11 protein-coding genes, 1 pseudogene and 1 riboswitch are annotated in these 12,081 nt (G+C 68.4%); of the genes and pseudogenes, 10 read left to right on the forward strand and 2 right to left on the reverse strand.

The window, feature by feature from the left end:
• Window positions 1-76 precede the first annotated feature (76 nt).
• The 6 genes from HCU76_RS29985 (at window position 77) to HCU76_RS30010 (ending at window position 4,717) form a co-directional block, all read left to right on the forward strand.
• The gene (locus HCU76_RS29985; protein ID WP_213957433.1) at window positions 77-775 is read left to right on the forward strand and encodes an HAD family phosphatase; all 699 of its coding nucleotides are present in this window, start codon (window positions 77-79) and stop codon (window positions 773-775) included.
• Between the two features lie 104 nt (window positions 776-879).
• Window positions 880-1,923 carry a cyclopropane-fatty-acyl-phospholipid synthase family protein gene (locus HCU76_RS29990; RefSeq protein ID WP_213957432.1) on the forward strand — a complete coding sequence of 348 codons (1,044 nt, stop codon included), beginning with the start codon at window positions 880-882 and terminating at the stop codon, window positions 1,921-1,923.
• Entirely contained in the window at window positions 1,920-2,474 is a 555-nt protein-coding gene (locus tag HCU76_RS29995) for a DUF2878 domain-containing protein (RefSeq protein ID WP_213957431.1), read from the forward strand. Before HCU76_RS29990 ends, HCU76_RS29995 begins: the two co-directional genes overlap by 4 nt.
• Window positions 2,467-3,270, forward strand: coding sequence for a DUF1295 domain-containing protein (locus HCU76_RS30000; protein WP_213957430.1), 804 nt, complete (start codon window positions 2,467-2,469; stop codon window positions 3,268-3,270). The genes HCU76_RS29995 and HCU76_RS30000 overlap by 8 nt, the downstream gene beginning before the upstream one ends.
• Window positions 3,267-3,914, forward strand: a complete 648-nt coding sequence (locus HCU76_RS30005) for a DUF6134 family protein (protein ID WP_213957429.1) — start codon at window positions 3,267-3,269, stop codon at window positions 3,912-3,914. The genes HCU76_RS30000 and HCU76_RS30005 overlap by 4 nt, the downstream gene beginning before the upstream one ends.
• A 380-nt stretch (window positions 3,915-4,294) precedes the next feature.
• Complete coding sequence (locus HCU76_RS30010) at window positions 4,295-4,717, forward strand: DUF2177 family protein (protein WP_213957428.1); 423 nt, start codon at window positions 4,295-4,297, stop codon at window positions 4,715-4,717.
• 21 nt (window positions 4,718-4,738) lie between these two features.
• On the opposite strand, the gene HCU76_RS30015 is transcribed toward HCU76_RS30010, so the two are convergent.
• Together HCU76_RS30015 and HCU76_RS30020 are read right to left on the reverse strand one after the other, a co-directional pair.
• A complete protein-coding gene (locus HCU76_RS30015) occupies window positions 4,739-5,407 on the reverse strand; it encodes a ChrR family anti-sigma-E factor (protein WP_218628293.1) in 669 nt (222 codons plus the stop codon).
• A complete protein-coding gene (locus HCU76_RS30020) occupies window positions 5,404-6,057 on the reverse strand; it encodes a sigma-70 family RNA polymerase sigma factor (protein ID WP_213957427.1) in 654 nt (217 codons plus the stop codon). Before HCU76_RS30020 ends, HCU76_RS30015 begins: the two co-directional genes overlap by 4 nt.
• A gap of 113 nt (window positions 6,058-6,170) precedes the next feature.
• Here HCU76_RS30020 and HCU76_RS30025 point away from each other — a divergent pair, with 113 nt between their 5' ends.
• From HCU76_RS30025 to thiC, 4 genes and pseudogenes are all read left to right on the forward strand, one after another.
• Window positions 6,171-7,541 (forward strand): NAD(P)/FAD-dependent oxidoreductase, encoded by a 1,371-nt coding sequence (locus HCU76_RS30025; protein WP_213957426.1) that lies wholly within the window; start codon window positions 6,171-6,173, stop codon window positions 7,539-7,541.
• Between the two features lie 158 nt (window positions 7,542-7,699).
• On the forward strand, window positions 7,700-8,545 hold the full coding sequence (locus HCU76_RS30030; RefSeq protein ID WP_256354581.1) for a DUF1365 domain-containing protein: 846 nt from the start codon (window positions 7,700-7,702) through the stop codon (window positions 8,543-8,545).
• Window positions 8,542-9,714 (forward strand): annotated as a pseudogene (locus HCU76_RS30035) (class I SAM-dependent methyltransferase); the annotation flags it as partial. The gene HCU76_RS30030 and the pseudogene HCU76_RS30035, both read left to right, overlap by 4 nt.
• 168 nt (window positions 9,715-9,882) lie before the next feature.
• Window positions 9,883-9,991: riboswitch (TPP riboswitch) on the forward strand.
• Between the two features lie 75 nt (window positions 9,992-10,066).
• Window positions 10,067-11,962, forward strand: a complete 1,896-nt coding sequence (gene thiC / locus HCU76_RS30040) for a phosphomethylpyrimidine synthase ThiC (RefSeq protein WP_213957425.1) — start codon at window positions 10,067-10,069, stop codon at window positions 11,960-11,962.
• Window positions 11,963-12,081 lie beyond the last annotated feature (119 nt).

Below are 12,081 nucleotides of genomic sequence, written 5' to 3' on the forward strand. Positions count from 1 at the left end.
GCGGCCGCGCCGGAGATCGAACCCGCGCCGGCCTGAACCCGCGGCAACGCGCCAGGGGCGTTGTTACGATCGGCGCATGCCCCGATTCCCCTTTGACGCCGTGCTGTTCGACTGCGACGGCGTGCTGGTCGACTCCGAACCCATCACCAACACCGTGCTGCGCGACATGCTCGAGGAACTCGGCTGGGCGCTGACACTGGAGGAATGCATGCGGACCTTCGTCGGCAAGGCGGTGAAGGACGAAGCCGCGCTCATCCAGCAGAAGACCGGCGTGGCCATCACGCCCGAATGGCTCAAGGGCTTCCAGGCGCGACGCAACGAGGCGCTCGACCGCGACCTGCTTGAAGTACCCGGCGCGCCCGAGGCGGTGCGCTCGCTACATGCCACGCTGCAGGGCCGCATCGCCTGCGCCTCGGGCGCCGACCTCGGCAAGGTGCGATTGCAACTGCAGAAGGTCGGCCTGCTGGATGCATTCGAGGGCCGCATATTCAGCGGCCACGACACGCCGCGCAGCAAGCCGTTTCCCGACGTCTATCTTGCGGCGGCTACATCGCTGGGCGTCGACCCGACGCGCTGCGCGGTGATCGAAGACACCGTGACGGGCGCCGCCGCAGGTGTCGCCGCGGGCGCCACGGTGTTCGGCTACAGCCCCGGCGGCCTGAGCCACAGCAGCGCCGACGCGCTGCGCGCCACCGGTGCGAGCCAAGTGTTCGTCGACATGGCGCAATTGCCTGCATTGCTGGCGAACTGGCGCCCCGCATCGCAGCCCCGCTGAACCGGTCGGCGCCGCGGCGCTGATCCAATCGGAGCGGCCCTGCGTATATGCATCAGATGTCCGGCCGGCGCACGAACGCGTGTGTCACGGACATGGAGATGCACATGCCGCAAAACGTCGCCGTCGCGATTCATTGGGTTGAGCAGGGGCTGGTTCCCGACCGCGTCGTCCGGCTGGGCATCCAGCGATTGCTGAAGGCGCGACTCGCCGAGTTGCACAGCGGCGACGCAGAGGCCACCGCGTCGCTGACGCGCGAGTTCATCAATGCGATGCGCACGGCAGAGGTCGCGCCATTGCCGGACAAGGCGAACGAGCAGCACTACGAGCTTCCCGCTGCCTTCTTCTGCGCGGTGCTGGGTCAACGTCGCAAGTACAGCAGCTGCCATTGGCCCGAGGGCGTCGACACTTTGGCGCAAGCCGAGGTCGCGGCCCTCGAAGCCACCTGCGAGCGCGCCGGCCTGGCCGACGGCCAGCAGGTGCTGGAACTGGGTTGCGGCTGGGGCTCGCTGACCTTGTGGATGGCCGAGCGCTACCCGCGCAGCCGGATCACCGCGCTGTCGAATTCGCAGGCCCAGCGCGCGTACATCGAGGCACAGCTGGCTGAGCGTGGCCTGGCCAACGTGAACGTGGTCACGCGCGATTTCAACGTCTTCGACACCCCGGAGCGATTCGACCGGATCGTTTCGGTCGAGATGTTCGAGCACCTGCGCAACTGGCCGCGGGCATTCGCCAACGTGGCCCGGTGGCTGTTGCCGGAGGGGCGCTTCTTCATGCACGTCTTCGCATATCGGGAGGCGCCCTATGCCTTCGTCGAGCAGGACGCGAGCGACTGGATGAGCAAGTATTTCTTCTCCGGCGGCATGATGCCGAGCGACGACCTCGCCCTGTATTTCCAGGATGATTTGCGCCTGTTGCAACGGTGGCGCTGGAGCGGCACGCACTACCAGCGCACGGCCGAGGCCTGGCTGCACAACATGGACGAGCGCCGCGGCGAATTGCGGCCGCTGTTCGACCACGTCTATGGCGACGACGCCGATGTGTGGTGGACGCGCTGGCGCTTGTTCTTCATGTCGGTGGCCGAACTGTTCGGCTACGACGGCGGGCAGCAGTGGTGGGTCGGCCACTACCTGTTCGAGAAACGCGCATGACGGGCCGCCCCACGCGCCCCATGCAGGTCGCGAACCTGGTGGTGTTCCAGCTGGCATGGTTCGCTGCCGTGCTGGGCGCGGCGCACGGGTTTCCGCTGCCGGGAACCGCCGGCGTCGTGGCGGCGATCGGCTGGCACCTCGGCATGTCCGCGCGGCCTGCAGCTGAAGCGAAGCTGGTGGGCCTCGCATGCCTGATCGGCTTCGCGTTCGAGTCCTTCACTGCGATGCGAGGCGTGGTCGCCTATCCGTCGGGCCAGCCGGATCCGCGCCTCGCGCCGTACTGGATGGTTGCGCTGTGGGGGCTGCTGGCCATCGCGCTGAACGTGACGATGCGCTGGCTCCGGCCGCGCCTCTGGCTGGCCGCGGTGCTGGGTGCGGTGGTGGGTCCTGCCTCGTTCGCGTCTGGCGTGAAGCTGGGCGGCGCGCGCTTCGTCGATGCGCCTTCCGCGCTGGCCGGACTGGCGTGTGCCTGGGCCGTCGCGTTGCCGCTGCTCGTCTGGCTGTCGATGCGTTTCGACGGCGTGGCCGTGCCGGAGCCAGCCCATGCTTGAACACTCGACGACGATCGGCGTGTCGCTCGCGGGCCTTGCCTTGACGCTCGTGCTGGCCTGCCTGACATGGCTGGCGAGTCTGGTGCGCCACGACGTGAGCCTGGTGGACCGGACCTGGTCCCTCTATATCGCCGGCGCCGGACTCCTGTACTTCGCGCTGCTTGCCGCGCCCGGCGCGCGCGGCCTGTGCATGGTCGTGCTGGCCGTGGCCTGGGCGCTGCGCCTCAGTCTCTTCATCAGCTGGCGCAACTGGGGCCATGGCGAGGATCGTCGATACCGGGAGATCCGCGCGCGCAACGAGCCCCACTTCGCGCTGAAAAGCCTCTACCTCGTCTTCCTGTTGCAGGGCGTGCTGGCATGGATGGTCTCTGCGCCCTTCCTGGCGGGCATGGCGGCAGGCGGGCCGATGAACGGGCTCGATGCCGCGGGGTTGGCGCTGGCTGCTTTCGGCATCGTCTTCGAGGCTGTCGGGGACTTCCAGATGTCGCGATTCCGGGCCGACCCCGCGAACCGGGGCAAGGTGATGGACCAGGGCCTGTGGCGCTTCACCCGGCATCCGAACTACTTCGGCGAGGCCTGCGTCTGGTGGGGCTTCTGGCTCGTGGCCATGGCCGGTGCGGGCTGGGCCGGTGCCTGGAGCGCGGTCTCGCCAGTGCTCATGACCGTATTGCTGCTGCAGGTCTCCGGCGTGCGCCTGCTCGAGAAGGACATTGCCGAACGCCGCCCCGGCTACCGCGAATACGTGCTGCGCACCAACGCCTTCATTCCGGGCCGACCGCACAGGGCGTCGCCGTGAGGGCGTCGACCCGGACCCGAGCACGCGCGTGGGTCCTGGCCGCGGCAGCTTCGGCTTCGGCTTCCGCAGCCACGGGCGGCGAATGGCGATTCCGCGTCCTGCTCGACAACGCGGAGATCGGCGAGCACCGGTTCAGCGTCGCGGCATCGGGCGACGACGAACGCAAGGTGACGAGCGAGGCGAACTTCGTGGTCCGCTTCCTGGGCATCGTGGCCTACCGCTACAGCCACAAGGCGACCGAGCGATGGCGCGGTAACTGCCTGGTGGAACTGCAGTCCACGACCGACGACGATGGCAAGTCGACGCGCGTGCATGCCGAAGCCCGCGACGAAGCAAGCCCGGCTTCCCTCGGTGCGTCGGTGCAGCCGCTGCCAGGTTGCGTGATGAGCTTCGCCTACTGGAACCCCTCGATGCGGAACCAGACGCAGCTGTTCAATGCACAGACCGGCCGGACCGAGGCGGTGCAGGTGAGCCGGGACGGCAGCGGCACCGTCGACGTCCGCGGCCAGCCGACCACCGCGACGCGCTGGCGCATCACCGGGCCGGCGAGGCCGGTCGACGTGTGGTACTCGGCAGGCGGTGAATGGATCGGGCTGGACTCGACGGTCGCCGGGGGTCGCAAGCTGAGCTATCGACTGAAGTGAAACAAGTCCGACGCTTGCAATCTTTTCTGCCGGCTGAGTTTGTCGGCGGTGCGCTGGATCACGCCGACGGCGTACTCTGCTCCGCGAATGCCCCCCGCCGTCAGCCTGCGGCTGCCGGCCCCTCCTCTATTTCGCTGCGCAGAGCACACCATCGACGTGATCCGGAGGCGCGGCGGTTGATCGGCCGGCACGACGCGACGTGTCCTGGGTCGAGGGCATCGGGTGTTCCCCGCAGCGAAATAAAGGAGGAGCCGAAGGCGGGGGACATTCGCGGAGGGGAATACCCGGTGTCCTCGGCCCGCGCCCCTGCTCGAGGTTCAGGTGCGTACCGCAATTGAAAGACTGAAGTGCCCCACGCAACAACCACAGCGAGCCCATCCATGTCCCTCCGACAAAGCGTCATCGCCTACTTCGCCACCGCGGTGGTCTTCCTCTCGCTCGACGCCCTGTGGCTGGTCACGATGGCCGACCGTCTCTACCGACCTGCGCTGGGAGACCTGATGCTTCAGCAGTTCGCCATCGGCCCTGCGCTGGCCTTCTATGCCATCTACTTCACCGGCATCGTCGTGTTCGCCATCGCGCCGGCTCTGCAGGCCGGGCGCGGGCGCTTGGCCTTTGGCCTGGGGGCGCTGCTGGGGCTCGTCGCCTACGCCACCTACGACCTCACCAACCAGGCCACGCTGAAAGACTGGCCCTTGCAGGTGACGCTGGCCGACCTGGTCTGGGGCACCTTCGTCACGGCAGTCTCCGCCACCGCCGCCTTCGCCATCACGCGCAGGCTCGCACGCGATCGACCCGGGTAGGAGGCGTCGTCGGCGAGGCGCCTACATGCCCACCATCGCGCCCAGCACCCGCGCGACCGCGCCATCGAACAACACCTTGCCCTGGACCGAGGCCAGGCAGATGCATTCGCCCGCGGCCTCCACCGTCGGCTGATGCCGGATGCTGCCGTCGGTCTCGTCGAAATCGCCAGGACCGAACAGGGCGCGGCCGTCGTGGAACTGGCCGTAGAGCACCTGCGTCAGCTCGGATTCGCTGTGTGTGTGCTGGGGCAGCATCTTGCCCGCGCCGATGCGCAGCAGGAACACGTTGGCCGCCTTGTCCCAGGGCAGCGTCACGCGGCTCCAGTGCATCCCCGGTCCGAGCCAGCGCCAGCGCGTGGCCACGCATCCGCGCATCGCGCGCGGCCAGGACATGCCCTCGGGCGCTGCCGGCAGGACGCCTGCTTCGGCAGGCGTGCGCGGCGCGGATGGTGAAAGAGCAGGTGAAGGCGCATCGATCGCGGCGAGGGTTCGCGCCAGCGCCTCTGCCTGCAACACTTCCGGCGACAGCGCTTCGAGCAGGGACCCGCCGGCCGCCTCGAAAAGGCGCATGCGCTCGCGGCAATGCGCGCAGCCCTCGACATGGGTGGCCACGAGCAATGAATGCCCGTTCAGGAGGCTGCCGGCCGCATGCGCCAGCAGGAGTTCGTCGTCGGGATGGTGGAGGATCATGATTCGGGTGCGTCGAGCAAACGGCGCAGGTGATTCACGGCAAGGCGCACGCGCGACTTGACGGTGCCGAGCGGAATGCCCAGCTCGCGCGCGATCTGCGCATGGGGCCGGTCTTCGAAGAAGGACAGTCGCAGCACCTGGGCCTGCTCGTCGGACAACTGCTGCAGGGCATCGCGCACGCCGACTTCGCGTTGCCGCGTGTTCATCTGCTCGTCGGGCGACGGTGCATCGCTGGCCACGGCGTCGCAGTCCAGGTCCTCGACGCCGACCGGCGCCCGGCCCTGATGCCGCAGATGATCGACGCGCAGGTTGCGCGCGATGGTGAAGATCCAGGTGGAGACGCTGGCCCGGTCCGCGTCGAACATCGCCGCCTTGCGCCAGACGCTCACCATCGCTTCCTGGGTCAGTTCCTCGGCAAGCCCTTCGGCGGTGCCCGAGCGCATGAGGTACGCCTTCACGCGGGGCGCGAAGTGCTTGAACAGGGCGGCAAAGGCCTCGCGGTCGCCGGCCAGCGCCACCGCCCTGGCCAGGGCGTTCAATTCCTCGATGGTTGGCATCGGTCCGCGGCCCTGCTGGAGTGTCACGACAGACAGGCAGGGCGAGCGCGACCGGATCGCGGTCACTGCCGATGGCGGTCGGACGGTGTTCATGCTGCTCTTACGCAGAGTCGGCCGGATTAGATCACAGCGAATTTGTGATCCGACCGGCCATCGGCCGCGTACAAGCACCAAGCCTTGCAACCCGCAGACCCGAGGATGACGCCATGACCCACGCCGCCGCGCCCCTTCGGCCGCCTCAGCCGCCCCATGCCGACGACAGGGTGCTGGACGTGGCCGTGATCGGGAGCGGCATCTCGGGCCTGTCGGCAGCCTGGTTGCTGGCACAGCGACACCGCGTGACGGTGTTCGAGGCGGACGGCCGTGCCGGCGGCCACAGCAACACGGTCGACGCGCCCGCGGCGGGCGGCGCGGTGCCGGTCGACACGGGATTCATCGTCTACAACGAGGCGGCCTACCCGAACCTCACGGCCTTGTTCGCGCATCTGGGCGTGCAGACCCAGCCGTCGGAGATGTCGTTCGCCGTCAGCATCGACGACGGCGCACTCGAATACGCCGGCACCAGCCTGGGCACGCTGTTCGCGCAGCGCGGCAATCTCGTCAGCCTGCGTTTCTGGTCGATGCTGCGCGACCTGGTCCGCTTCTACCGCCAGGCGCCGGCGGACGCCGCCGCCGTCGGCCTGATGCCGCTCGACGACTACCTCCGGCTGCGTGGCTACGGCCGCGCCTTCCGCGAAGACCACCTCTATCCGATGGCCGCCGCGATCTGGTCGACCCCGGCGGCACGCATCGGCGAATACCCGACCGAGGCCTTCGTGCGTTTCTGCGAGAACCACCGGCTTCTGAGCCTCGGCGAGCGACCGGCCTGGCGCACCGTCAGCGGCGGCAGCCGCCGCTATGTCGAACGCCTGGGCCAGGTGCTGGGCGAGCGCCTGCGGCTCGACAGCGCTGTCGTGGATGTGCAGCGCCGAGCGGATGGCATCGATGTGCGCACCGACGTCAACCGCGCGGCCCAGAGATTCGACCACGTCGTGATCGCGACCCACGCCGACCAGGCCCTGCGGCTGCTGGGCGATGCCAGTGCCGAGGAGTCGCGCGTGCTGGGCGCCTTCGGCTACAGCCGCAACCGCGCGCTGCTGCACAGCGACCCCTCGGTGATGCCGCAGCGCCGTGCCGTCTGGTCCAGCTGGAACTACGCAGCCGACCGCGCGAGGCCGGAGGCACTGAGCGTGACCTACTGGATGAACCGGCTGCAGGGCATCCGCGAGGACCTGCCGCTGTTCCTCACGCTCAATCCCCTGCACGAGCCGGCAAGCGCGCATGTCATTCACTCGGAAATCTACGAGCACCCGGTGTTCGATGCCGCGGCGGTGCGCGCACAAGGCCAGCTGCGGTCGCTGCAGGGGCAGCAGCGGACATGGTTCTGCGGCGCCTACTTCGGCGCGGGCTTCCATGAGGACGGGCTGCAGGCCGGGCTTGCCGTTGCGGAAGCGCTGGGCGGCGTGCGCCGGCCCTGGACCGTGGCGAACGAATCCGGCCGCATCCGATTGGGCATCCGATCCGTATCGACTACATGACAGTTCCTCAACCACGCAGCGTGCTGCCCGCAATGCGGGAACCCGGCCAGTCGCGCGAAGCCCCTTCGCGGGCACCCGCGGAACCGGCTTTGCCGGGCCGCCGGGTGCGCCCCCTTGAGGGGGCTGAGGGCCGCGGCTCCAAGCCTGCCCGCGCAGGCTTGGACGGCCCGCAAGAGCAGCCGCATCTGGCGGCCGCCCGGGCGCCGCAGGCGCATTCGGGGGGGAGCTTGTACGTCGGCACGGTGATGCACCAGCGGTCGCGGCCTGCGCGCCATCGTTTGCGCTACCGCGTGTTCTCGCTGCTGATCGATGTCGACGAGCTTGGGGCGCTCGCGCAGCGACTGCGGCTGTTTTCGCTCAACCGCTTCAACCTGTTCAGCCTGCACGAGCGCGACTACGGCACCGGCGACGGCCACGGGCTGCGGGCCCATGTGGAGCGGCAACTGGTCGCGGCCAATCTGTGCCCCGGCGGCCCGATCCGCCTGCTGACCATGCCGCGCATCCTCGGCTACGCATTCAACCCCCTCAGCGTGTACTTCTGCCACCACCCCGAAGGCGGCCTGCAGGCCATCCTCTACGAGGTCAACAACACCTTTGGCGAAAGGCACAGCTACTTCGTCGCGGTGGACGAATCCCGGCGTGACGACAGGCAGATCAGGCAGCGCTGCGACAAGCAGTTCCACGTCTCGCCCTTCCTTCCGATGCAGATGGCCTACGGCTTCTGCATCGAGCCGCCGCATGCCGACAGGGAGGGCCTGCGCGTCGAAGTGACGGTCGAGGATGCGCAGGGTGTGGTGCTCACCGCCCGCTTCGACGCCCGCCGGCGCGCGCTGAGCGATACGGCGCTGGCACTCGTCTTCTTCTCTCATCCACTTCTCACGCTCAAGGTCATGGCAGCAATTCACTGGGAGGCATTGCGCCTCTGGTTCAAGGGTGTGCGTCCGCATCGACATCCGCCCGCTCCGGCGCGTGCGGTGACCATCGTCGAGCCGGTGGAACGATGAGTGCGTCTTCGTCATCCTCGGGCAGCCGTCATCGGCCAGTTCGTCCGCACGGGTGGGTGGGCGCAACGCTCTCGGCCTGGGCCGGCTGGCCGCTCCGGCGACTGTTGCTGAGCCTGCTGCAAAGGCTGTCGATCGGCACGCTGACGGTGGAACTGCCGGGCGGCGAACGCATCGAAGGCCGCGGTGCGGGCCCGGGGCCGCAGGCCTCGATCTCGCTGCATCGCTGGCGCCCTCTCTGGCGCTTGCTGCTGCGCGGCGACATCGGGCTGGCGGAGTCCTATCGCGACGGGGACTGGTCGAGCCCGGACCTGCCGGCGTTGCTGGACCTGGGCCTGCGCAACGAAGCGGGCTGGGGCCGCGCGCTCGATGCCTCCTGGCCGGCGCGCTGGCTCGGGCGGCTGCTGCACTTCGGCAATGCCAACACACGCCGCGGGAGCCGGCAGAACATCGCGTTTCACTACGACCTCGGCAATGCGTTCTACGCGCTGTGGCTCGATCCGGAGCTGATCTATTCGAGCGCCCTCTACGCGCAGGGCGACGAATCGCTGGAGCAGGCGCAGGCCCTCAAGCTCGCGCGCATCGTCGGGTTGCTCGACCTGGAAGAGAACGCGAAGGTGCTGGAGATCGGCTGCGGATGGGGTGCGCTGGCCCTCGCGCTTGCGCGCCGGCCGGGCGTCCAGGTCACCGGCTTGACGCTGTCCGCGCAGCAGCTGACCCACGCACGGCGGCGGGCAAGCGAGCTGGGGCTGGAGGCATGGGTCGACTTGCGGCTGCAGGACTATCGCGACGTGGAGGGCCAGTACGACCGCATCGTTTCCATCGAGATGCTCGAAGCGGTGGGCGAGCGCTACTGGCCGCGCTACTTCGAGACGCTGCGGCAGCGCCTGCGCCCCGGCGGCACGGCAGTCGTGCAGGTCATCACGATCGCGGACGAACACTTCGACCGCTATCGCAGCCAAGCCGATTTCATCCAGCACTTCATCTTCCCCGGCGGCATGCTGCCGTCCTTCGCCGCGATGCAGTCGCAAGCCCGGCGCGCAGGCCTGAGCCTGCGGAAGGACCTTTGCTTTGGCGAGAGCTATGCAAGCACGCTGGCCGAATGGCGGCACCGCTTCCTGCAGGCCTGGCCGCAGGTCGCGGCGCTCGGCTTCGACGCCTCGTTCCGGCGGCTCTGGGAGTACTACCTGTGCTATTGCGAAGCCGGCTTTCGCTCAGGGCGGGTGGACGTGGGGCTCTACACCCTTGCCCATGCCGAGCAGCCGCCGATTGAGCCCTCACTTCCTGACACAACTCCGCGCGCATCTGTCAGGGTTCGGCGAGCAGGCAGGCCTAGAATCCGCCCCGCTCCGGGGTACACGCATCAGCGTGCTGAGATGGTCGTCAGGCGACCGAACCCGCGAACTTGAACCGGTTAGTACCGGCGGAAGAAGAGCTGCAGTTCCCCAGGATTCCACAGGCCGTCAGGGCCGGGGGTCCGTCGAGCGATCGCGGAGCACCCCTCATCAACCTGGAGTGCCCCACATGAATGCAGTCGACAAGTTTGCCTCGTTGCTCACACTGACGCGCGAGCCCTTCCCCGCTTCCACCAAGTCCACCATCACCGGCAGCCGGCCCGACCTGCGCGTGCCTGTGCGCGACGTGGCGCTGACCAATGGCGAGCGCGTGTCGCTCTACGACACCTCGGGGCCGTACACCGATGCCGCCGTCGACATCGACGTGCGACGCGGCCTGCCCGACGTGCGCGCCGCATGGATCGCCGAGCGCGGCGACACCGAGCGCTACGAAGGCCGCCTGCGCGCGGCGCTCGACGACGGCGTGAAGCATGAGGAACGCATGTCCGACAAGGAGGGCGAGCGCATCGCGCAACTGCGCGCCGAAGCCTCCGCCCTGCAACGAACGCCGCGCCGCGCGCGCAGCGGCGCCAACGTCACGCAGATGCACTACGCCCGCCGCGGCATCGTCACGCCCGAGATGGAATACGTGGCCTTGCGCGAGAACGGCAAGCGCGAGTGGATGGCCGAATACCTCGACAACGACGAGCGCGCCAAGCGCGTGGCCGGCAATCCGATGGGTGCGCGCATCCCGCAGATCATCACGCCCGAGTTTGTGCGCGACGAGGTGGCGCGCGGCCGCGCGATCATCCCGGCCAACATCAACCATCCCGAGGTCGAACCGATGGCGATCGGGCGCAACTTCAGGGTAAAGATCAACGCCAACATCGGCAACTCGGCCGTCACGTCGAGCATCGAGGAAGAGGTCGAGAAGCTGGTCTGGGCGATCCGCTGGGGCGCGGACAACGTGATGGATCTTTCCACCGGCAAGAACATCCACACCACGCGCGACTGGATCGTGCGCAACTCGCCGGTGCCCATCGGCACGGTGCCGATCTACCAGGCGCTGGAGAAGGTCGGCGGCGTGGCGGAAGACCTCACCTGGGAGATCTACCGCGACACGCTGATCGAGCAGGCAGAGCAGGGCATCGACTACTTCACCATCCACGCCGGCCTGCGCCTGCCCTTCATCCACCTGACGGCGAACCGCATGACCGGCATCGTCTCGCGCGGCGGATCGATCATGGCCAAGTGGTGCATCGCCCATCACAAGGAGAGCTTCCTCTACACGCACTTCGAGGACATCTGCGACATCATGAAGGCCTACGACGTGAGCTTCTCGCTCGGCGACGGCCTGCGCCCCGGCTCGGGCGCCGATGCGAACGACGAGGCCCAGTTCGCCGAACTGCGCACGCTCGGCGAACTCACGAAGGTGGCATGGAAGCACGACGTGCAGACCATGATCGAGGGCCCCGGCCACGTGCCGATGCACATGATCCAGGCCAACATGGACGAGCAGTTGAAGACCTGCCACGAGGCGCCGTTCTACACGCTCGGCCCGCTGACCATCGACATCGCGCCGGGCTACGACCACATCGCCAGCGCGATCGGCGCCGCGATGATCGGCTGGGCCGGCACCGCGATGCTGTGCTACGTCACGCCGAAAGAACACCTGGGCCTGCCGGACCGCGACGACGTGAAGCAGGGGATCATCGCGTACAAGATCGCCGCGCACGCGGCCGACGTGGCAAAGGGCCACCCCGGTGCGCGCTCGCGCGACGATGCGTTGAGCAAGGCGCGCTTCGAGTTCCGCTGGCAGGACCAGTTCAACCTCGGCCTCGACCCGGACACCGCGCGCGATTTCCACGACGAGACGCTGCCGAAGGACGCGAGCAAGACGGCGCACTTCTGCTCGATGTGCGGACCGAAGTTCTGCTCGATGAAGATCACGCAGGAGGTGCGCGAGTACGCCGCGGCGAAGGGGCTGGCAGAGGATGCGGCGCTCGCGCAGGGCATGAGCGCCAAGTCGGCCGAGTTCAAGGCCGGCGGCGGCGAGTTCTACATCCCGCTACAGCCTGCGGCTTGAGCGGCGGCCGTTGACGGAGCGCGACTTGCGTCGACTCGCTGCGACTTGCAGGTCGCCCCCGGAATTCGCGGGTTTGCACGGGTCTGCAGGGCACGCCCGCGTCTGGACTGCGGACGATG

This window comes from Variovorax sp. dw_308 (assembly GCF_019207085.1).
Classification (GTDB): domain Bacteria; phylum Pseudomonadota; class Gammaproteobacteria; order Burkholderiales; family Burkholderiaceae_C; genus Variovorax.

What these genes read in the sequence shown, in the direction of transcription:
- HCU76_RS30020 (WP_213957427.1), bottom strand. Translation starts at nt 6,057, where the DNA reads ATGAACACCGTCCGACCGCCATCGGCAGTGACCGCGATCCGGTCGCGC.
- HCU76_RS30015 (WP_218628293.1), bottom strand. Translation starts at nt 5,407, where the DNA reads ATGATCCTCCACCATCCCGACGACGAACTCCTGCTGGCGCATGCGGCC.
- HCU76_RS29985 (WP_213957433.1), top strand. Translation starts at nt 77, where the DNA reads ATGCCCCGATTCCCCTTTGACGCCGTGCTGTTCGACTGCGACGGCGTG.
- HCU76_RS30025 (WP_213957426.1), top strand. Translation starts at nt 6,171, where the DNA reads ATGACCCACGCCGCCGCGCCCCTTCGGCCGCCTCAGCCGCCCCATGCC.
- thiC (WP_213957425.1), top strand. Translation starts at nt 10,067, where the DNA reads ATGAATGCAGTCGACAAGTTTGCCTCGTTGCTCACACTGACGCGCGAG.
- HCU76_RS30010 (WP_213957428.1), top strand. Translation starts at nt 4,295, where the DNA reads ATGTCCCTCCGACAAAGCGTCATCGCCTACTTCGCCACCGCGGTGGTC.
- HCU76_RS30000 (WP_213957430.1), top strand. Translation starts at nt 2,467, where the DNA reads ATGCTTGAACACTCGACGACGATCGGCGTGTCGCTCGCGGGCCTTGCC.
- HCU76_RS29995 (WP_213957431.1), top strand. Translation starts at nt 1,920, where the DNA reads ATGACGGGCCGCCCCACGCGCCCCATGCAGGTCGCGAACCTGGTGGTG.
- HCU76_RS29990 (WP_213957432.1), top strand. Translation starts at nt 880, where the DNA reads ATGCCGCAAAACGTCGCCGTCGCGATTCATTGGGTTGAGCAGGGGCTG.